This is a genomic window from Streptomyces xanthii, assembly GCF_014621695.1.
Classification (GTDB): Bacteria; Actinomycetota; Actinomycetes; order Streptomycetales; family Streptomycetaceae; genus Streptomyces; species Streptomyces xanthii.
Genome location: NZ_CP061281.1, coordinates 6,540,586 through 6,560,233 on the forward strand (window position 1 = coordinate 6,540,586; position 19,648 = coordinate 6,560,233).

The 19,648-nt window shown below is 70.5% G+C and carries 18 protein-coding genes; 16 read left to right on the plus strand and 2 right to left on the minus strand.

The genetic code is table 11. The annotated features are described in order from the left end of the window. The first annotated feature begins 82 nt into the window (after positions 1 to 82). The 12 genes from IAG42_RS29515 (at position 83) to IAG42_RS29570 (ending at position 12,688) form a co-directional block, all read left to right on the plus strand. Positions 83 to 628, plus strand: a complete 546-nt coding sequence (locus tag IAG42_RS29515) for a LemA family protein (RefSeq protein ID WP_188339997.1) — start codon at positions 83 to 85, stop codon at positions 626 to 628. Between the two features lie 180 nt (positions 629 to 808). Continuing rightward, positions 809 to 1,714 (plus strand): pyridoxal 5'-phosphate synthase lyase subunit PdxS, encoded by a 906-nt coding sequence (pdxS, locus tag IAG42_RS29520; protein ID WP_188339998.1) that lies wholly within the window; start codon positions 809 to 811, stop codon positions 1,712 to 1,714. Positions 1,715 to 1,720: 6 nt separating this feature from the next. Next, a complete protein-coding gene (gene pdxT, locus IAG42_RS29525; RefSeq protein WP_188339999.1) occupies positions 1,721 to 2,326 on the plus strand; it encodes a pyridoxal 5'-phosphate synthase glutaminase subunit PdxT in 606 nt (201 codons plus the stop codon). A 49-nt stretch (positions 2,327 to 2,375) separates the two neighbouring features. Beyond that, on the plus strand, positions 2,376 to 3,128 hold the full coding sequence (locus tag IAG42_RS29530) for a YebC/PmpR family DNA-binding transcriptional regulator (protein WP_188340000.1): 753 nt from the start codon (positions 2,376 to 2,378) through the stop codon (positions 3,126 to 3,128). A 105-nt stretch (positions 3,129 to 3,233) separates the two neighbouring features. Next, positions 3,234 to 3,782, plus strand: a complete 549-nt coding sequence (gene ruvC / locus IAG42_RS29535) for a crossover junction endodeoxyribonuclease RuvC (protein WP_188340001.1) — start codon at positions 3,234 to 3,236, stop codon at positions 3,780 to 3,782. Further along, a complete protein-coding gene (gene ruvA, locus IAG42_RS29540) occupies positions 3,779 to 4,390 on the plus strand; it encodes a Holliday junction branch migration protein RuvA (protein ID WP_188340002.1) in 612 nt (203 codons plus the stop codon). The genes ruvC and ruvA overlap by 4 nt, the downstream gene beginning before the upstream one ends. An 88-nt stretch (positions 4,391 to 4,478) precedes the next feature. Then, the gene (ruvB, locus tag IAG42_RS29545; RefSeq protein WP_188340003.1) at positions 4,479 to 5,555 is read left to right on the plus strand and encodes a Holliday junction branch migration DNA helicase RuvB; all 1,077 of its coding nucleotides are present in this window, start codon (positions 4,479 to 4,481) and stop codon (positions 5,553 to 5,555) included. Positions 5,556 to 5,736: 181 nt separating this feature from the next. Continuing rightward, on the plus strand, positions 5,737 to 6,219 hold the full coding sequence (yajC, locus tag IAG42_RS29550) for a preprotein translocase subunit YajC (RefSeq protein ID WP_188340004.1): 483 nt from the start codon (positions 5,737 to 5,739) through the stop codon (positions 6,217 to 6,219). 149 nt (positions 6,220 to 6,368) lie between these two features. Continuing rightward, the gene (gene secD / locus IAG42_RS29555; RefSeq protein ID WP_188341668.1) at positions 6,369 to 8,150 is read left to right on the plus strand and encodes a protein translocase subunit SecD; all 1,782 of its coding nucleotides are present in this window, start codon (positions 6,369 to 6,371) and stop codon (positions 8,148 to 8,150) included. 1 nt (position 8,151) lies between these two features. Beyond that, the gene (gene secF, locus IAG42_RS29560) at positions 8,152 to 9,273 is read left to right on the plus strand and encodes a protein translocase subunit SecF (protein ID WP_188340005.1); all 1,122 of its coding nucleotides are present in this window, start codon (positions 8,152 to 8,154) and stop codon (positions 9,271 to 9,273) included. A gap of 168 nt (positions 9,274 to 9,441) precedes the next feature. Continuing rightward, the gene (locus tag IAG42_RS29565; RefSeq protein WP_188340006.1) at positions 9,442 to 9,981 is read left to right on the plus strand and encodes an adenine phosphoribosyltransferase; all 540 of its coding nucleotides are present in this window, start codon (positions 9,442 to 9,444) and stop codon (positions 9,979 to 9,981) included. Positions 9,982 to 10,162: 181 nt separating this feature from the next. Next, on the plus strand, positions 10,163 to 12,688 hold the full coding sequence (locus IAG42_RS29570; protein WP_188340007.1) for a RelA/SpoT family protein: 2,526 nt from the start codon (positions 10,163 to 10,165) through the stop codon (positions 12,686 to 12,688). Between the two features lie 171 nt (positions 12,689 to 12,859). Here the strand turns inward: IAG42_RS29570 and IAG42_RS29575 are convergent, their stop codons facing one another. Then, a complete protein-coding gene (locus IAG42_RS29575; protein ID WP_188340008.1) occupies positions 12,860 to 14,092 on the minus strand; it encodes a DUF349 domain-containing protein in 1,233 nt (410 codons plus the stop codon). Between the two features lie 135 nt (positions 14,093 to 14,227). After that, positions 14,228 to 15,082, minus strand: coding sequence for a peptidylprolyl isomerase (locus IAG42_RS29580; RefSeq protein WP_188340009.1), 855 nt, complete (start codon positions 15,080 to 15,082; stop codon positions 14,228 to 14,230). Positions 15,083 to 15,251: 169 nt separating this feature from the next. On the opposite strand from IAG42_RS29580, the gene IAG42_RS29585 reads away from it, so the two are divergent. The 4 genes from IAG42_RS29585 (at position 15,252) to IAG42_RS29600 (ending at position 19,444) form a co-directional block, all read left to right on the plus strand. Beyond that, positions 15,252 to 15,962, plus strand: a complete 711-nt coding sequence (locus tag IAG42_RS29585; protein WP_188340010.1) for an MBL fold metallo-hydrolase — start codon at positions 15,252 to 15,254, stop codon at positions 15,960 to 15,962. A gap of 13 nt (positions 15,963 to 15,975) precedes the next feature. Beyond that, positions 15,976 to 17,238 carry a histidine--tRNA ligase gene (gene hisS / locus IAG42_RS29590; RefSeq protein WP_188340011.1) on the plus strand — a complete coding sequence of 421 codons (1,263 nt, stop codon included), beginning with the start codon at positions 15,976 to 15,978 and terminating at the stop codon, positions 17,236 to 17,238. Positions 17,239 to 17,375: 137 nt separating this feature from the next. Next, positions 17,376 to 18,017: a vitamin K epoxide reductase family protein gene (locus tag IAG42_RS29595; RefSeq protein ID WP_188340012.1), complete on the plus strand. Its 642-nt coding sequence runs from the start codon at positions 17,376 to 17,378 to the stop codon at positions 18,015 to 18,017. A gap of 68 nt (positions 18,018 to 18,085) precedes the next feature. Next, positions 18,086 to 19,444: a replication-associated recombination protein A gene (locus IAG42_RS29600; protein WP_188340013.1), complete on the plus strand. Its 1,359-nt coding sequence runs from the start codon at positions 18,086 to 18,088 to the stop codon at positions 19,442 to 19,444. The last annotated feature ends 204 nt before the right edge of the window (positions 19,445 to 19,648 follow it).

A 19,648-nucleotide genomic window follows, 5' to 3' on the forward strand; every position in this document is an offset into this window, starting at 1 on the left:
GCTTCGGGCGACGAAGGGGAGGGTCGGACAGGCCCCACCCGCGGGCCGGGGCGGCGGCCCCGCGACGGTAGCCTTGCCGCCCGTGACCGTCACCCTGATCTGGATCGCCGTAGCCCTCTTCGCGATCGGCCTCTACCTCAGCTGGACCGCGGGCCGGCTCGACCGCCTGCACGCCCGGATCGACGCGGCCCGCGCCGCACTCGACGCCCAGCTCCTGCGCCGCGCCTCCGTCGCCCAGGAACTGGCCACCTCCGGAGTGCTCGACCCGGCCGCCTCGATCGTCCTCTACGAGGCCGCGCACGCGGCACGCCAGGCGGAGGAGGAGCAGCGCGAGGTCGCCGAGAGCGAGCTCAGCCAGGCGCTGCGCGCGGTCTTCGGGGAGGCCGACCAGGTCGAGGAGGTCCGGGCCGCCCCGGGCGGTGAGGAGGCCGCCGAGGAGCTCGCCCAGGCGGTGCGCCGGGTGCCCATGGCCCGCCGCTTCCACAACGACGCCGTACGGGCCGCACGCGCGCTGCGCCGGCACCGCAAGGTCCGCTGGTTCCGGCTGGCCGGACACGCCCCGTTCCCCATGGCCTTCGAGATGGACGACGTGCCGCCGACGGCCCTCGCGGACCGGGCCACCACATAGCTCCCGCAGGCCATGATCACGGTCCACCACCTGGATCGCAGGCCAAAAGGAGCCACCGCCTCCCTATTGGCCCTTGTAGTGGCCTGGGGCACAGATGTTTCCTCGGTGCAGCACAAGCGCGCAGCAGCACGCACGTGCGGCAACAGACCCTCTTCACTGAGTTCACCGAGCGAGGTCCCCGTGTCCACTGTCGAAAACCAGGCTCCCGCCACCGGCACCGCCCGCGTCAAGCGCGGCATGGCCGAGCAGCTCAAGGGCGGCGTGATCATGGACGTCGTCAACGCCGAGCAGGCGAAGATCGCCGAGGACGCGGGCGCCGTGGCCGTCATGGCCCTCGAGCGGGTCCCGGCGGACATCCGCAAGGACGGCGGCGTGGCCCGCATGTCGGACCCGAACATGATCGAGGAGATCATCGAGGCCGTCTCGATCCCGGTGATGGCCAAGTCCCGCATCGGCCACTTCGTCGAGGCCCAGATCCTCCAGTCGCTCGGCGTGGACTACATCGACGAGTCCGAGGTCCTCACCCCGGCCGACGAGGTCAACCACAGCGACAAGTTCGCCTTCACGACCCCCTTCGTCTGTGGCGCCACCAACCTGGGCGAGGCCCTGCGCCGCATCGCCGAGGGCGCGGCCATGATCCGCTCCAAGGGCGAGGCCGGCACCGGCAACGTGGTCGAGGCCGTCCGCCACATGCGCCAGATCAAGAACGAGATCGCCCGCCTGCGCGGCTTCGACAACAACGAGCTGTACGCCGCCGCCAAGGAGCTGCGCGCCCCGTACGAGCTCGTCAAGGAGGTCGCCGAGCTCGGCAAGCTCCCCGTCGTGCTGTTCTCCGCCGGTGGCGTCGCCACCCCCGCCGACGCCGCGCTGATGCGCCAGCTCGGCGCCGAGGGCGTCTTCGTCGGCTCCGGCATCTTCAAGTCCGGCGACCCGGCCAAGCGCGCCGCCGCCATCGTGAAGGCCACCACCTTCTACGACGACCCGAAGATCATCGCGGACGCGTCCCGCAACCTGGGCGAGGCCATGGTCGGCATCAACTGCGACACCCTCCCCGAGACCGAGCGCTACGCGAACCGAGGCTGGTAAGCACCCATGAACACCCCCGTCATCGGCGTCCTGGCGCTCCAGGGCGACGTACGGGAGCACCTCATCGCCCTGGCCGCGGCGGACGCCGTGGCCAGGCCGGTGCGGCGCCCCGAGGAACTGGCCGAGGTCGACGGCCTGATCATCCCCGGCGGTGAGTCGACCACCATCTCCAAGCTGGCCCACCTCTTCGGCCTGATGGAGCCGCTCCGCGCGCGCGTGCACGCCGGAATGCCCGTCTACGGCACCTGCGCCGGCATGATCATGCTCGCCGACAAGATCCTCGACCCGCGCTCGGGCCAGGAGACGATCGGCGGCATCGACATGATCGTGCGCCGCAACGCCTTCGGACGGCAGAACGAGTCCTTCGAGGCAGCGGTGGCCGTCCAGGGTGTCGAGGGCGCACCGGTGGAGGGCGTCTTCATCCGCGCCCCCTGGGTGGAGTCCGTCGGCGCCTCGACCGAGGTGCTCGCCGAGCACGAGGGACACATCGTCGCCGTACGCCAGGGCAACGCCCTCGCGACGTCCTTCCACCCCGAGCTCACCGGCGACCACCGGCTCCACGGCCTTTTCGTGGACATGGTCCGGGGCAAGGACGCGCCGGGTTCCTTGTAGGATCTCTGGCGTTCGTTATTGAGGTTGGTTACGCGAAGGAGACAGGCAGATGTCCGGCCACTCTAAATGGGCTACGACGAAGCACAAGAAGGCCGTGATCGACGCCAAGCGCGGCAAGCTCTTCGCGAAGCTGATCAAGAACATCGAGGTCGCGGCGCGCATGGGCGGCACGGACGTCGAGGGCAACCCGACGCTGTACGACGCCATCCAGAAGGCGAAGAAGCAGTCGGTCCCGAACAAGAACATCGACTCCGCGGTCAAGCGCGGCGGCGGCCTCGAGGCCGGCGGCGCCGACTACGAGACGATCATGTACGAGGGCTACGGTCCCAACGGTGTCGCGGTGCTCATCGAGTGCCTCACCGACAACCGCAACCGCGCCGCCTCGGACGTCCGCGTCGCCATGACCCGCAACGGCGGCAACATGGCCGACCCGGGTTCCGTGTCGTACCTGTTCAACCGCAAGGGCGTCGTCATCGTCCCCAAGGGTGAGCTGACCGAGGACGACGTCCTGGGCGCCGTCCTCGACGCGGGCGCCGAGGAGGTCAACGACCTGGGCGAGTCCTTCGAGGTGCTCTCCGAGGCCACCGACCTCGTCGCGGTCCGCACCGCCCTCGTGGACGCCGGCATCGACTACGACTCGGCCGACGCCAACTTCGTCCCGACCATGCAGGTCGAGCTCGACGAGGAGGGCGCGCGCAAGATCTTCAAGCTCATCGACGCGCTCGAGGACAGCGACGACGTGCAGAACGTCTTCGCGAACTTCGACGTCTCCGACGAGGTCATGGAGAAGGTCGACGCCTGACCGGACACGAGCGGCGGGCCGACGGGACACACCCCGTCGGCCCGCCGCTTTGTCAGTGGCACCCGATAGCCTGCGCAAACAGGCGATCGAAAGTGGGGGCGTGGCGTGCGTGTACTGGGCGTGGACCCGGGGCTCACCCGGTGCGGGGTCGGCGTGGTCGAGGGGGTCGCGGGCCGGCCGCTGACCATGCGCGGCGTCGGCGTCGTACGGACGCCGCCGGACGCCGAGCTCGGCCTGCGCCTCGTCGCCATCGAGCAGGGCATCGAGCAGTGGCTCGACGAGCACCGGCCCGAGTTCGTCGCCGTCGAGCGCGTGTTCAGCCAGCACAACGTGCGCACGGTGATGGGCACCGCGCAGGCCAGCGCCGTCGCCATGCTGTGCGCCTCACGCCGCGGCATCCCCGTCGCCCTGCACACCCCCAGCGAGGTCAAGGCCGCCGTCACCGGCAGCGGCCGCGCCGACAAGGCCCAGGTCGGCGCCATGGTGACCCGGCTGCTCCGGCTCGACGCACCGCCCAGACCGGCCGACGCCGCCGACGCGCTCGCCCTCGCCATCTGCCACATCTGGCGCGCCCCCGCGCAGAACAGACTCCAGCAGGCCGTCGCCCTCCACTCCGCCAAAGCAACGCACGCATCGAAAGGCCGAACCGCATGATCGCCTTCGTGAGCGGCCCCGTCGCCGCCCTCGCCCCTGACGCCGCGGTGGTCGAGGTCGGCGGGATCGGCATGGCCGTCCAGTGCACGCCGAACACACTGTCCGGCCTGCGGATCGGTCAGCAGACCAAGCTCGCCACCTCCCTCGTCGTCCGCGAGGACTCGCTCACCCTGTACGGCTTCGCCGACGACGACGAGCGGCAGACCTTCGAGCTGCTCCAGACCGCCAGCGGCGTCGGCCCCCGCCTCGCCCAGGCCATGCTCGCCGTGCACACCCCCGACGACCTGCGCCGCGCCGTCTCCACCGGAGACGAGAAGGCCCTCACGGCCGTCCCCGGCATCGGCAAGAAGGGCGCCCAGAAGCTCCTCCTGGAGCTGAAGGACCGGCTCGGCGAGCCCCTCGGCACCGCGCGTCCCGCGATCGGCACCGCCGTCACCACCGGTTGGCGCGAGCAGCTGCACGCCGCGCTCATCGGGCTCGGCTACGCCACCAGAGAGGCCGACGAGGCGGTCGCCGCCGTCGCCCCGCAGGCCGAGGCCGCCGAGGGCACCCCGCAGGTGGGGCAGCTCCTCAAGGCCGCGCTGCAGACGCTCAACCGCACGCGCTGAGCACCGCCCCGGGGGACTCGCCGAAGGTCCCCGGAGGCCCCCGAGAAGACGCCGCCCGCCCCCGATCCCGTAACGCGAGGCACAGAACATGAACTGGGACGAGACGACCGACGCCGCCGAGCCGCAGGCCGACCGGCTCGTCGGTGCGGCCGCCGACGGCGAGGACCAGGCCGTCGAGGCGGCCCTGCGCCCCAAGGACCTGGGCGAGTTCATCGGCCAGGAGAAGGTCAGGGAGCAGCTCGACCTCGTGCTGCGCGCCGCCCGCGCGCGCGGCGCCACCGCCGACCACGTCCTGCTCTCCGGCGCCCCCGGCCTCGGCAAGACCACCCTCTCCATGATCATCGCCGCGGAGATGGGCGCCCCGATCCGTATCACCTCGGGTCCCGCCATCCAGCACGCCGGCGACCTCGCCGCGATCCTCTCCTCCCTCCAGGAGGGCGAGGTCCTCTTCCTCGACGAGATCCACCGCATGTCGCGGCCCGCCGAGGAGATGCTCTACATGGCGATGGAGGACTTCCGCGTCGACGTCATCGTCGGCAAGGGCCCCGGCGCCACCGCCATCCCCCTCGAACTGCCCCCGTTCACCCTGGTCGGCGCCACCACGCGCGCGGGCCTGCTGCCGCCCCCGCTGCGCGACCGCTTCGGCTTCACCGCGCACATGGAGTTCTACGAGCCCACCGAGCTGGAGCGCGTCATCCACCGCTCGGCGAACCTGCTGGACGTGGGCATCGACCCGCACGGCGCCGCCGAGATCGCCGGCCGCTCCCGCGGCACGCCCCGTATCGCCAACCGGCTGCTGCGCCGCGTCCGCGACTACGCGCAGGTCAAGGCCGACGGCCACATCACCCAGGACATCGCCGCCGCCGCGCTCGGGGTGTACGAGGTGGACGGGCGCGGCCTCGACCGGCTCGACCGGGCCGTCCTGGAGGCGCTGCTCAAGCTGTTCGGCGGCGGACCCGTCGGCCTGTCCACGCTCGCCGTCGCCGTGGGGGAGGAGCGCGAGACGGTCGAGGAGGTCGCCGAGCCGTTCCTCGTCCGGGAGGGGCTGCTGGCCCGGACCCCCCGCGGACGCGTCGCGACCCCGGCCGCCTGGGCGCACCTCGGGCTCACGCCGCCGCAGGCAAGATCGGGTGCAAGCGGACAACAGGACCTGTTCGGGGCGTGACGGCGCGGGTACTCGCCGGGCCAGGAACCCCGGTGGGATGCTGAGCGTTGTTCCCAGATGGCGGACTCGCTTAGACTCCGCCGACGTCGTCCTTCTGGTTTCGCTGGTTCCGGACGACGGCCGACCCCCGAAACCGACAAGGCCGCACCCCGGCGCGGTCGCCTGAAGGAAGTTCCCACCCGTGAGTCTCGCAGCCCTCCTCCCGTTCGTTGTGCTCATCGGGGCCATGTTCCTGATGACCCGGTCTGCCAAGAAGAAGCAGTCGCAGGCCGCGCAGATGCGCAATGAGATGCAGCCCGGTTCCGGCGTCCGCACGATCGGGGGCATGTACGCCACGGTCAAGGAGGTCAACGAGGACACGGTCCTCCTCGACGCCGGCCCCGGCGTCCACCTCATGTTCGCGAAGAACGCGATCGGTGCCGTGCTCTCCGACGACGAGTACAACCGCATCGTGCACGGCGTCGAGGCCGACGCCGACGACGCCGTCGTGCCGGACGACGCGTCCTCCCTCACCGAGACCGACGGGACCGCCGCCGACGACGCGCGCATCGACCTCGGCAAGAAGAACGAGCCCGTCGAGGCCGAGAAGGCCGACGAGGCCCCCAAGGCCGACGACGCCGACGCCGAGCCGAAGAAGACCGACGGCGAGTCCGACGCGAAGTAGCCACGACCACCTCCGTGGGGCCCGCCACCGCGTGCCCCACGGTCCTGGTTCGTGCGTGATCCGCGCGGATTCTCGACCATTTCGTGGCCGTCCGGGCAGTCCGGGGCACGCAACCCGATGCCGGACGGATGGAGAGGGAGTACGAGAAGGTGGCCACACCTAAAAAGAGCCGAGGGGCGGGGGCGCAGAGCAAGCCGGGCCGCGCCCTGAGTCTGATCGTGATCGTCATGGTCGCGCTCGTCGGTGGGATGTTCATCTCCGGTACGTTCACGCCCCGCCTCGGCATCGACCTCGCGGGCGGCACCAGCATCACGCTGCAGGCCAAGAACGAGCCGGGCAAGCCCAATGCGATCAACAAGACCAACATGGACACCGCGGCGGACATCATCAACCGCCGCGTCAACGGCATGGGTGTCTCCGAGGCCGAGGTCCAGACGCAGGGCAACGACAACATCATCGTCAACATCCCGCGGGGCACGAACCAGAAGCAGGCGCGCGAGCAGGTCGGCACGACCGCGCAGCTCTACTTCCGCCCCGTCCTGACGGTGGCCGCAGGCGCTCCCGCGGCGGAGAACTCCGCCAGCCCGTCCCCGAGCGCCTCCTCCGGCGACAAGGCGACCGGCAAGCCGACGGACAAGGCCACGGACAAGGCCGGGCAGCAGGCGACCGACGGAAGCTCCGCCTCCGCGACGCCCTCCGCCACCTCGCAGGGCCGCGCCGTCACCGACGGCCTGAAGGCCGACGCGACGCCGAGCGCCGGCGCGAGCGACAAGCCCTCCGCCAAGGCGAGCGACAAGCCCGCCGCGTCCCCGACGCCGGACAAGGCCACCAGCGCCCTGCAGAAGAAGTTCACCGAGCTGGACTGCACCGACAAGGCCGCCCGCACGACGGTCAACGAGGGCGCCAAGCCCTCCGACACGATCATCGCCTGCGGCGAGGACGCCCCGGGCCAGTGGTCGAAGTACATCCTCGGCCCGTCCGAGGTGAACGGCAAGGACGTCAAGAAGTCCCAGGCCGTGATCAACCAGCAGTCGGCCCAGTGGGTCGTCAACATGGAGTTCACGGGCTCCGGCTCCAAGAAGTTCGCCGCGATCACCAGCAAGCTCTCGGCGCAGCAGTCCCCGATGAACCAGTTCGCCATCGTCCTCGACGGCGACGTGGTCTCCGCGCCCAGCGTCCGCACGACGCTCAGCTCGAACGCCGAGATCTCCGGCAACTTCAACCAGCAGTCCGCCCAGGACCTGGCCAACGTGCTGTCCTACGGCGCCCTGCCGCTCACCTTCCACGAGCAGAGCGTCACCTCGGTGACCGCCGCGCTCGGCGGCGAGCAGCTGCACGCCGGTCTCATCGCCGGCGCCATCGGCCTCGCCCTGGTCGTGATCTACCTGGTCGTCTACTACCGCGGCCTGTCGATCGTCGCCCTCGCCTCGCTGCTGACCTCCGCGATCCTCACGTACACGCTGATGACGCTGCTCGGCCCGGCCATCGGCTTCGCGCTGAACCTGCCGGCGGTCTGCGGTGCGATCGTCGCCATCGGTATCACCGCCGACTCGTTCATCGTGTTCTTCGAACGGATCCGGGACGAGATCCGCGAGGGCCGCTCCGTGCGACCCGCCGTGGAGCGCGCCTGGCCGCGTGCCCGCCGCACGATCCTCGTCTCCGACTTCGTGTCCTTCCTCGCCGCCGCGGTGCTCTACATCGTGACCGTCGGCAAGGTCCAGGGCTTCGCGTTCACGCTGGGTCTGACCACCCTGCTCGACGTCGTCGTGGTCTTCCTCTTCACGAAGCCGCTCATGACGATCCTGGCCCGCGGGAAGTTCTTCTCCGGCGGACACAAGTGGTCCGGCCTCGATCCCAAGCGCCTCGGCGTCCAGCCCCCGCTGCGCCGCACGCGCCGCGCCGCCCGCCCTGTCGACCCGAAGGAGGCGTGAGATGTCGAAGCTCGGCACTCTCGGCGCCAAGCTGTACAACGGTGAGGTCGGCTACGACTTCATCGGCAAGCGCAAGCTCTGGTACGGCGTCTCGATCCTGATCACCATCACGGCCATCGTCGGCCTCGTGGTGCGCGGCCTGAACATGGGCATCGAGTTCGAGGGCGGCGCCGTCTTCACCACCCCGAAGACGACCGTCTCCGCCGCCAAGGCGGAGGAGTACGCGGAGAAGGCCTCCGGTCACGACGCGATCGTGCAGGAGCTGGGCAACGGCGGACTGCGCATCCAGGTCGCGGGCGTCGACACCGCGAAGTCCGACCAGATCGCGGACGAACTGTCCAAGGACATGAACATCCCCGCGGACAAGATCAACGCGGATCTGGTCGGTCCCAGCTGGGGCGAGACGATCGCCAACAAGGCATGGCAGGGCCTGGCCATCTTCATGGTCCTCGTCGTGATCTATCTGGCGATCGCCTTCGAATGGCGGATGGCGCTGGCCGCGCTCATCGCCCTGATCCACGACATCACCATCACCGTGGGTGTGTACGCCCTGGTGGGCTTCGAGGTCACCCCGGGCACGGTGATCGGTCTGCTCACGATCCTCGGTTACTCGCTCTACGACACGGTGGTCGTCTTCGACTCCCTCAAGGAGCAGACGAAGGGCATCGAGAAGCAGACCCGCTGGACCTACAGCGACATCGCCAACCGCTCGATCAACGGCACGCTGGTCCGCTCGATCAACACCACGGTCGTGGCGCTGCTCCCGGTCGCCGGCCTGCTGTTCATCGGCGGCGGCTTCCTCGGCGCCGGCATGCTGAACGACATCTCGCTGTCGCTCTTCGTGGGTCTGGCCGCCGGCGCGTACTCGTCGATCTTCATCGCCACCCCGCTGGTCGCCGACCTCAAGGAACGCGAGCCGAAGATGAAGGCCCTCAAGAAGCGGGTCCTCGCCAAGCGGGCCGCCGCCTCCGCCCAGGCCGACAGCGGCCCCGTCGTCGGCCACCAGGCCGAGGGCGAGTTCGCCGACGAGCCGGAGGACGCGGCTCCCGCGGGCGCCGGTCCGCGCAACCAGCCGACGTCCCGAGGCCGCGGCCGCGGACGCCCCTCGGGCAAGCGCCGCTGACCGGCGGACCACCGCAGCGCACACGGGCGCCAGGAGCCGACGAGGCTCCTGGCGCCCGCGTCGTTCCCGCACCGACCGACTGCTAGGGTTGTCGATCGCGCGAGCGCCTCGCGGAAGACGCGCACCAGACCCGTAGAACGCCCATCACCCACACGCTGAGGTGCAGAAATGACCGACATCAAGGAGCTGCTCCTCAGCCGCATCCGTGATGTGCAGGACTACCCGGAGCCCGGGGTCCTCTTCAAGGACATCACCCCGCTGCTCGCCGACCCGGCGGCCTTCACGGCCCTGACCGACACGCTCGCCGAGCGCTGCGTCGCCGCCGGCGCCACCAAGGTCGTCGGCCTCGAGGCCCGCGGCTTCATCCTCGGCGCCCCCGTCGCCGTCCGCGCCGGCCTCGGCTTCATCCCCGTACGCAAGGCGGGCAAGCTCCCGGGGGCCACCCTCGCGCAGGCCTACGACCTCGAGTACGGCTCCGCCGAGATCGAGGTGCACGCCGAGGACCTGACCGCCGAGGACCGCGTCATGATCGTCGACGACGTGCTGGCCACCGGCGGCACCGCCGAGGCCGCCGTCCACCTGGTGCGCCGCGCGGGCGCCGAGGTCGCGGGAGTCTCCGTCCTCATGGAGCTGGGCTTCCTGCCGGGCCGCGAGCGGCTGGAGCCGGCCCTCGAGGGCGCCCCGCTCGACGCCCTGCTCGTCGTCTGACTCAGCGCTGAAACAGCAGGTCACAGCCGCACGGGCGGGCCCTGAGGAATCAGGTGCCCGCCCGCCGCGTTCTCCCGGTACGAAACTGTCCCACCGGCCGAATACGTTCGGTGGCCGCAGGATCGATACCATGGGCTCCCCGGGACCTGTACGGGGGACCCGTCGCGCACGAGGAGCGCCGTTGCCAGACGAGGCCAAGCCACTCACCGCCGCCAAGGCCGACCAGCAGGCAGCCCCGGCGGCCGCTTCCGGCGCGCCCGCGAAGAACGACCGGCCCGCGACGACCGCCAAGCCCGCACCGCCCGGCGGCAAGCCCGCGGCGGAGCAGCCCCGCTCGCAGCCCCCGGCCGACAAGCCACGCCCCGCGGCGAACCCACCCGCGATCCGGCCCGCCGCGAACCCGCCGGCGCGCTCAGGCTCCTCCAACCGGGTCCGCGCCCGCCTCGCCCGTCTCGGCGTCCAGCGCTCCAACCCGTACAACCCGGTCCTCGAGCCGCTGCTGCGGATCGTGCGGAGCAACGACCCGAAGATCGAGACGGCCACCCTGCGCCAGATCGAGCGTGCCTACCAGGTCGCCGAGCGCTGGCACCGCGGGCAGAAGCGCAAGAGCGGCGACCCGTACATCACGCACCCGCTCGCCGTCACGACGATCCTGGCCGAGCTGGGCATGGACCCGGCGACGCTCATGGCCGGGCTCCTCCACGACACCGTCGAGGACACCGAGTACGGCCTCGACACCCTCAAGCGCGACTTTGGCGACCAGGTCGCCCTCCTCGTCGACGGTGTCACCAAGCTCGACAAGGTCAAGTTCGGCGAGGCCGCGCAGGCGGAGACAGTCCGCAAGATGGTCGTCGCCATGGCGAAGGACCCCCGCGTCCTCGTCATCAAGCTCGCCGACCGCCTGCACAACATGCGCACGATGCGGTACCTCAAGCGCGAGAAGCAGGAGAAGAAGGCCCGCGAGACACTGGAGATCTACGCTCCGCTGGCGCACCGCCTGGGCATGAACACCATCAAGTGGGAGCTGGAGGACCTCGCCTTCGCGATCCTCTACCCCAAGATGTACGACGAGATCGTGCGGCTCGTGGCCGAGCGCGCGCCCAAGCGCGACGAGTACCTGGCCATAGTGACCGACGAGGTGCAGTCCGACCTGCGCGCGGCCCGCATCAAGGCCACCGTCACCGGGCGCCCGAAGCACTACTACAGCGTCTACCAGAAGATGATCGTGCGAGGCCGCGACTTCGCCGAGATCTACGACCTGGTGGGCATCCGCGTCCTCGTCGACACGGTCCGCGACTGCTACGCGGCACTGGGCACCGTCCACGCCCGCTGGAACCCGGTTCCGGGGCGGTTCAAGGACTACATCGCGATGCCCAAGTTCAACATGTACCAGTCGCTGCACACGACGGTCATCGGGCCCAACGGCAAGCCCGTCGAGCTCCAGATCCGCACGTTCGACATGCACCGCCGCGCCGAGTACGGCATCGCCGCGCACTGGAAGTACAAGCAGGAGGCCGTCGCGGGCGCCTCCAAGGTGCGCAGCGACCAGCCCCGGTCGACCGGCAAGGACGACCACCTCAACGACATGGCGTGGCTGCGCCAGTTGCTCGACTGGCAGAAGGAGACGGAGGACCCGGGGGAGTTCCTGGAGTCCCTGCGCTTCGACCTCTCGCGCAACGAGGTGTTCGTCTTCACCCCCAAGGGCGACGTCATAGCGTTGCCGGCCGGGGCCACCCCGGTGGACTTCGCGTACGCGGTCCACACGGAGGTCGGCCACCGGACCATAGGAGCGCGGGTCAACGGGCGGCTCGTGCCGCTCGAATCGACCCTGGACAACGGTGACCTGGTCGAGGTCTTCACCTCGAAGGCGTCCGGCGCCGGCCCGTCCCGCGACTGGCTCGGCTTCGTCAAGTCGCCGCGTGCGCGCAACAAGATCCGGGCCTGGTTCTCCAAGGAGCGCCGCGAGGAGGCCATCGAGCAGGGCAAGGACGCCATCGCGCGGGCCATGCGCAAGCAGAACCTGCCGATCCAGCGCATCCTCACCGGCGACTCCCTGGTCACCCTCGCGCACGAGATGCGCTACCCCGACATCTCCTCCCTGTACGCGGCGATCGGCGAGGGCCACGTCACCGCGCAGAGCGTCGTCCAGAAGCTCGTCCAGGCGCTGGGCGGCGAGGAGGCCGCCAACGAGGACATCGCCGAGACCGCACCGCCGTCGCGGGGCCGCTCCAAGCGGCGGTCGAACGCGGACCCGGGTGTCGTGGTCAAGGGCGTCGACGACGTCTGGGTGAAGCTGGCCCGCTGCTGCACCCCGGTGCCCGGCGACCCCATCATCGGCTTCGTCACGCGCGGCAGCGGGGTCTCCGTCCACCGCAGCGACTGCGTCAACGTGGACTCGCTCTCCCGTGAGCCCGAGCGGATCCTCGAGGTCGAGTGGGCGCCCACCCAGTCCTCGGTCTTCCTGGTCGCCATCCAGGTGGAGGCCCTGGACCGCTCCCGCCTCCTGTCGGACGTCACCCGTGTCCTCTCGGACCAGCACGTCAACATCCTCTCGGCGGCCGTCCAGACCTCCCGCGACCGCGTCGCCACGTCCCGCTTCACCTTCGAGATGGGCGACCCGAAGCACTTGGGCCACGTCCTGAAGGCGGTACGAGGCGTAGAGGGCGTCTACGACGTCTACCGAGTGACCTCGGCCCGCCGCCCGTAATGCCCTTGCAGGCGCCGGGCAGATCTGCCCCGTAAGGGGCGCGGGGAACTGCGCGAGAAGCCCCGCCGGGGCGCAGGCGCGCGGCGGCGGGCAGGGAAGACATGAGGGCGTGAAAAAGCGGGCCCGGGCTGTGAAAGCCCGGGCCCGCTTCATGTCCCGCTCAGCGGAGCGTCAGCCGCCGAACTCCTCGAGACCCTTCAGCGCGGAGTCGAGCAGCGCCTGGCGTCCGTCGAGCTCGCGCTGCAGCTTGTCCGCCTTCGCGTTGTTGCCCTGCGAACGCGCCTGCTCGACCTGCCCCTTGAGCTTGTCGACCGCCGCCTGCAGCTGGCCCGTGAGGCCCGCGGCACGCGCCCGCGCCTCCGGGTTCGTACGACGCCACTCGGCCTCCTCGGCCTCCTGGATCGCACGCTCCACGGCCTGCATCCGGCCCTCGACCTTCGGCCGGGCGTCGCGCGGCACGTGGCCGATGGCCTCCCAGCGCTCGTTGATCGAGCGGAAGCCGGCGCGGGCCGCCTTCAGGTCCTGGATCGGGAGCAGCTTCTCGGCCTCACCGGCCAGCTCCTCCTTGAGCTTCAGGTTCTCGCCCTGCTCGGCGTCCCGCTCGGCGAACACGGAGCTGCGCGCCGCGAAGAACACGTCCTGCGCCCCGCGGAAGCGGTTCCACAGATCGTCCTCGTGCTCGCGCTGCGCCCGCCCGGCCGCCTTCCAGTCCGCCATCAGCTCGCGGTAACGGGCCGCCGTGGCACCCCAGTCCGTCGAGTTCGACAGCGCCTCGGCCTCGGCGACCAGCTGCTCCTTGGCCTTGCGGGCCTCCTCGCGCTGCGCGTCGAGCGACGCGAAGTGCGCCTTGCGGCGCTTCGAGAACGCCGAGCGCGCGTGCGAGAAGCGGTGCCACAGCTCGTCGTCCGTCTTGCGGTCGAGCCGCGGCAGCCCCTTCCACGTGTCCACCAGGGCCCGCAGCCGCTCACCGGCGGCCCGCCACTGCTCGGACTGCGCCAGCTCCTCCGCCTCGGTGACCAGCGCCTCCTTGGCGTGCCGGGCCTCGTCGGACTGCTTGGCCTTCTGCGCCTTGCGCTTCTCGCGCTGCGACTCGACGCTCTCCACCAGCTTGTCGAGCCGCTTGGCGAGCGCGTCCAGGTCACCGATGGCGTGCGCCTCCGTGACCTGGGCCCGCAGGTGCTCGATCGCCGTCATCGCGTCCTTGGCCGACAGGTCCGTCGTCTGCACCCGGCGCTCGAGGAGCCCGATCTCGACGACGAGACCGTCGTACTTGCGCTTGAAGTAGGCCAGGGCCTCGTCAGGGGATCCTGCCTGCCACGAACCGACCACTCGCTCACTGCCGTCGGCCGAACGCACGTACACGGTCCCCGTCTCGTCGACGCGGCCCCACGGGTCGCTGCTCACAGCGCCTCCTCCACATGATGCCTGCGGGGGCTCATCGGCCCCCGGGCATCGTCCACAGTTTCGTCACGGCCAACATAGGCGACCGGCGGGGCGGCTGTCCGCATCCCGCGCGACCGAAATTTGTCGGTCGGCAGGTCAGGACTTGGTGACCGTCCCCTTGTCGATCACCACCGTCGCGTTCGGCGCCGTGTTGCCCGTCTGCGGGTCCTGGGGCTGCGCGCCGGCCTTCGCGATCTTGTCCAGGACCTTGAGGCCGGAGTCGGAGATCGTGCCGAACGGGGTGTAGGTGGCCGGAAGCTTGCTGTCCTTGTAGACGAGGAAGAACTGGCTGCCGCCGGAGTGCTTCTGGCCCGTGTTCGCCATCGCGACCGTGCCCGCCGGGTACGTGTACAGCTGCGTACCCTGCATCTTCTCCGCCTTCTTGAGCGAGGCGTCCTTCAGGTTCTCGTCCGGGATCGTGTACCCGGGGCCGCCCTGGCCGGTGCCCGTCGGGTCGCCGCACTGCAGGACGTAGATGCCCTCGGTGGTCAGACGGTGGCACTTGGTGTGGTCGAGGAAGCCCTTGTCCGCCAGGAACTTGAACGAGTTCACCGTGTGCGGGGCGGCCTTCGTCTTCAGCGCGATGTCGATGTCGCCGCAGGTGGTCGCCAGCTTCATCGAGTAGTCCGCGGCCTGGTCGACGGTGAGCGCAGGCTCCTTCTTCCAGGTCTCCTTCTTCACCTTGCCCGCGGCCGGCTTCTCGCACGGGTCCGGGGCCTTCGACGCCGACGGGCTCGCGCTCGGGTCGGCGGCGGCCGAGTCCTTCTTGTCGTCGCTCTTGAACGCCCCGGCGGCGTACGCGGCGCCCGAGCCGAGGACGGCGACCGCGAGCACGGAGGCGATCACGATGTTGCGGGTGCGGGCCTTGCGGCGGGCGGCCTCGCGCCGCTGCTGCTGGCGCAGGAACTTCTCCCGGGCGAGCTGACGCTGCCGCTGATCCTTGCTGACCACCGGGTGTTCTCCTCGTACGTCTCGTGACCTTGGTTTCGGGCCGTCGGCTAGTGCCCCGTACCGTATATGGGTTCGCTGTGGAAACGGCAGCGCCGGTAGGCTCTGATCTGCCGCATTCCGCCGCCGCGACGACCGTGACGGCTGTGACGACGACATACGAAGGACGATCGTGCTGATTGCCGGGTTCCCCGCCGGGGCCTGGGGCACCAACTGTTACCTGGTTGCCCCCGCCGCGGGTGAGGAGTGCGTGATCATCGACCCCGGCCACCAGGCCACCGAGGGTGTCGAGGAAGCGCTGAAGAAGCACCGGCTCAAGCCGGTCGCCGTCATCCTCACGCACGGACACATCGACCATGTCGCCTCGGTCGTCCCCGTGTGCGGAGCGCACGACGTGCCCGCGTGGATCCACCCCTCGGACCGCTACATGATGAGCGACCCGGAGAAGGGCATCGGCCGCTCCATCGGCACCCAGCTGATGGGCGAGCTGACCGTGGGGGAGCCCGACGACGTGCGGGAGCTGACCGACGGCACCCGGCTGAAGCTGGCCGGACTCGACTTCTCCGTCGCGCACGCGCCCGGCCATACCAAGGGGTCGGTGGCCTTCCAGATGCCCGAGACCGCGGACATCCCGTCCGTCTTCTTCTCGGGCGATCTGCTCTTCGCCGGCTCCATCGGACGCACCGACCTTCCCGGTGGCTCCATGGACGACATGCTCGAATCGCTGGCCCGTGTGTGCCTGCCGCTCGACGACTCGACCGTGGTCCTCTCCGGGCACGGCTCCCAGACCACCATCGGCCAGGAGCGCGCCACCAACCCGTATCTGCGGCAGGTGGCCGCCGGCCAGGGATCCTCCACCCAGGCTCCCCGACGAGGAATGTGACGAGAAGACTCCCGTGAGCACCTTCCAGGCCCCCAAGGGCACGTACGACCTGCTTCCCCCGGACTCCGCCACCTACCTGGCGGTGCGCGAGGCGATCTCCACGCCGCTGCGCAACTCCGGCTACGGCTACATCGAGACGCCCGGCTTCGAGAACGTCGAGCTGTTCGCGCGCGGTGTCGGCGAGTCCACCGACATCGTCACCAAGGAGATGTACGCCTTCGAGACCAAGGGCGGCGACAGGCTCGCCCTGCGCCCCGAGGGCACCGCCTCCGTGCTGCGCGCCGCCCTGGAGGCCAACCTCCACAAGGCGGGCAACCTCCCGGTCAAGCTCTGGTACTCGGGCTCGTACTACCGCTACGAGCGCCCCCAGAAGGGCCGCTACCGCCACTTCTCGCAGGTCGGCGCCGAGGCGATCGGTGCCGAGGACCCGGCGCTCGACGCCGAGCTGATCATCCTGGCCGACCAGGCGTACCGCTCCCTGGGCCTCAGGAACTTCCGCATCCTGCTGAACTCGCTGGGCGACAAGGAGTGCCGCCCCGTGTACCGGGAGGCGCTGCAGACGTTCCTGCGCGGCCTCGACCTCGACGAGGACACCCTGCGCCGCGCCGAGATCAACCCGCTGCGCGTCCTCGACGACAAGCGGCCCGACGTCCAGAAGCAGCTCACGGACGCCCCGCTGCTGCGCGACTACCTGTGCGACGCCTGCAAGGCGTACCACGAGCAGGTGCGCGAGCTGCTCGTCGCCGAGGGCGTCCCCTTCGAGGACGACGCCAAGCTGGTCCGCGGGCTCGACTACTACACCCGTACGACCTTCGAGTTCGTCCACGACGGTCTCGGCTCGCAGTCCGCGGTGGGCGGCGGCGGCCGCTACGACGGGCTCTCCGAGATGATCGGCGGCCCCTCGCTGCCGTCCGTCGGCTGGGCCCTCGGCGTCGACCGCACGGTGCTCGCCCTGGAGGCGGAGGGCGTGGAGCTGAAGCTCCCGTCGACCACCAGCGTCTTCGCGGTGCCGCTCGGCGACGAGGCGCGGCGCGTGCTCTTCTCCAAGGTGACGGAGCTGCGGCGGGCCGGGATCTCGGCCGACTTCTCCTTCGGGGGCAAGGGCCTCAAGGGCGCGATGAAGAACGCGAACCGGTCGGGCGCGCGGTTCGCCGTCGTCGCCGGCGAGCGTGATCTCGCCGAGGGCGTCGTGCAGCTCAAGGACATGGAGTCCGGCGAGCAGGAGGCGGTCGCCGTCGACCAGATCGTGGACGTGCTCCGCGCCCGTCTGGCCTGAGCCCGCGCCCCGGAGGCGGACGTCGCACGCGACGCCTGCCTCCGGGGGTGCCGCTTATGTGTATCGAACGGTGAACTCACAGGCGCGTACGGCACAATGACCCTGCCCGCAAGCCCTCTGACCGACGGATCGGCGTGATGAGCCAGACGACACCCGCACGAGACAGCCTCTCCGACGACACCGTGGACGGAGGCCGGTCCAGGACCGTCGGCGGCAGCCGGGGATTCGGACTGCTCCTGGTGATCACCGGAGCGGCGGGACTGCTCGCCGCGTGGATCATCACCCTCGACAAGTTCAAGCTGCTCGAGGACCCGAACTTCACGCCGGGCTGCTCGATCAACCCGGTCATCTCCTGCGGCAGCATCATGAAGAGCGACCAGGCCTCGGTCTTCGGCTTCCCGAACCCGATGCTCGGCCTCGCCGCCTACGCGATCGTGATCTGCGTCGGCATGAGCCTGCTGGCCCGCGCCTCGTTCCCGCGCTGGTACTGGCTGACGTTCAACGCGGGCTGCCTGTTCGGCGTCGGCTTCGTCAGCTGGCTGCAGTTCGAGTCCCTGTACCGGATCAACGCCCTGTGCCTGTGGTGCTGCCTGGCCTGGGTCGCCACCATCCTCATGTTCTGGTACGTCACGTCGTCGAACGTGCGCAACGGCTTCCTGCCCGCGCCCGGCTGGCTCAAGACGTTCTTCGAGGACTTCACCTGGGCCCTGCCGGTCGTGCACATCGGCATCGTCGCCGTGCTCATCTTCACGCGCTGGGGCGACAAGCTCTGGGCCTGAGGCCCCGCCGCCGTCCGCCGCGACCGGGGCCGGCGGCGTTGTCAGTGGGCTGACGTAGGGTTTTCGTCGTGGAGCCCGACCTGTTCACCGCCGCAGCCGAAGACCGCCAGGAGAAGGACCCGTCCGCGAGTCCGCTGGCGGTCCGGATGCGCCCGCGCACCCTCGACGAAGTCGTCGGCCAGCAGCACCTGTTGAAGCAGGGATCGCCGCTGCGCCGCCTGGTCGGCGAGGGCGGCGGCGGCCCCGCGGGCGCCTCGTCCGTGATCCTCTGGGGCCCGCCCGGCATCGGCAAGACGACGCTGGCCTACGTGGTCTCCAAGGCGACGAACAAGCGGTTCGTGGAGCTGTCCGCGATCACCGCAGGCGTCAAGGAGGTCCGGGCCGTCATCGAGGGCGCCCGCCGCGCCATGGGCGGCCACGGCAAGGAGACCGTCCTCTTCCTCGACGAGATCCACCGCTTCAGCAAGGCCCAGCAGGACTCCCTGCTCCCCGCGGTGGAGAACCGCTGGGTGACCCTGATCGCGGCCACGACCGAGAACCCGTACTTCTCGGTGATCTCCCCGCTCCTGTCCCGCTCGCTCCTGCTCACCCTGGAGCCGCTCACCGACGACGACCTCCGCGGGCTGCTCAAGCGGGCACTGACCGAGGAGCGCGGGCTCGACTGCGCGGTCACCCTGGCCGACGACGCCGAGGAGCACCTGCTCCGGGTGGCGGGCGGCGACGCCCGGCGCGCGCTCACCGCCCTGGAGGCCGCGGCGGGCGCCGCCCTCGCCAAGGGCGAGGACACCATCACCCTGGAGAGCGTCGAGGAGACGGTCAACCGGGCGGCGGTGAAGTACGACCGCGACGGAGACCAGCACTACGACGTCGCCAGCGCCCTCATCAAGTCCATCCGCGGCTCGGACGTGGACGCGGCCCTGCACTACCTGGCCCGCATGATCGAGGCCGGCGAGGACCCCCGCTTCATCGCCAGACGCCTGATGATCTCCGCCAGCGAGGACATCGGCCTCGCCGACCCGACGGCCCTGCCCACCGCGGTCGCTGCCGCCCAGGCCGTCGCCATGATCGGCTTCCCCGAGGCCGCCCTCACCCTGAGCCACGCCACGATCGCCCTCGCGCTGGCCCCGAAGTCCAACGCGGCGACGACCGCGATCGGCGCCGCCATGGAGGACGTCCGCAAGGGCCTGGCAGGACCCGTCCCGGCGCATCTGCGCGACGGGCACTACAAGGGCGCCGCCAAGCTCGGCCACGCGCAGGGCTACGTCTACCCGCACGACGTCCCCGGCGGCATCGCGGCGCAGCAGTACGCGCCGGACGCGATCGCGGGCCGCCGCTACTACGAGCCGACCCGCTACGGAGCGGAGGCGCGGTACGCGGACGTCGTGGAGCGGGTCAGAGAGCGGCTGCGCGGGGACGCCAAGGGCTGAAGGGCCCAGGACGTAGGCCCCGGAGCCCGGGCGCCGGGGCCGTGGCGTCCCGCCCCGGAGAGATCCGGTAGACTTCCGCGCAGTGCTGTGTTCCGTGCCCGGTGTCCCGAAAGGGAGACGGGGCGTCACCAGAGCGGAACATCCAGCCGGATCCCCCGAACCGCGAGGCACAGGGGATCCAGGAGCGTCGCGCACCTTCGAAGG

What these genes read in the sequence shown, in the direction of transcription:
- ruvA (WP_188340002.1), top strand. Translation starts at nt 3,779, where the DNA reads ATGATCGCCTTCGTGAGCGGCCCCGTCGCCGCCCTCGCCCCTGACGCC.
- IAG42_RS29595 (WP_188340012.1), top strand. Translation starts at nt 17,376, where the DNA reads ATGAGCCAGACGACACCCGCACGAGACAGCCTCTCCGACGACACCGTG.
- secF (WP_188340005.1), top strand. Translation starts at nt 8,152, where the DNA reads ATGTCGAAGCTCGGCACTCTCGGCGCCAAGCTGTACAACGGTGAGGTC.
- IAG42_RS29565 (WP_188340006.1), top strand. Translation starts at nt 9,442, where the DNA reads ATGACCGACATCAAGGAGCTGCTCCTCAGCCGCATCCGTGATGTGCAG.
- pdxT (WP_188339999.1), top strand. Translation starts at nt 1,721, where the DNA reads ATGAACACCCCCGTCATCGGCGTCCTGGCGCTCCAGGGCGACGTACGG.
- ruvB (WP_188340003.1), top strand. Translation starts at nt 4,479, where the DNA reads ATGAACTGGGACGAGACGACCGACGCCGCCGAGCCGCAGGCCGACCGG.
- IAG42_RS29530 (WP_188340000.1), top strand. Translation starts at nt 2,376, where the DNA reads ATGTCCGGCCACTCTAAATGGGCTACGACGAAGCACAAGAAGGCCGTG.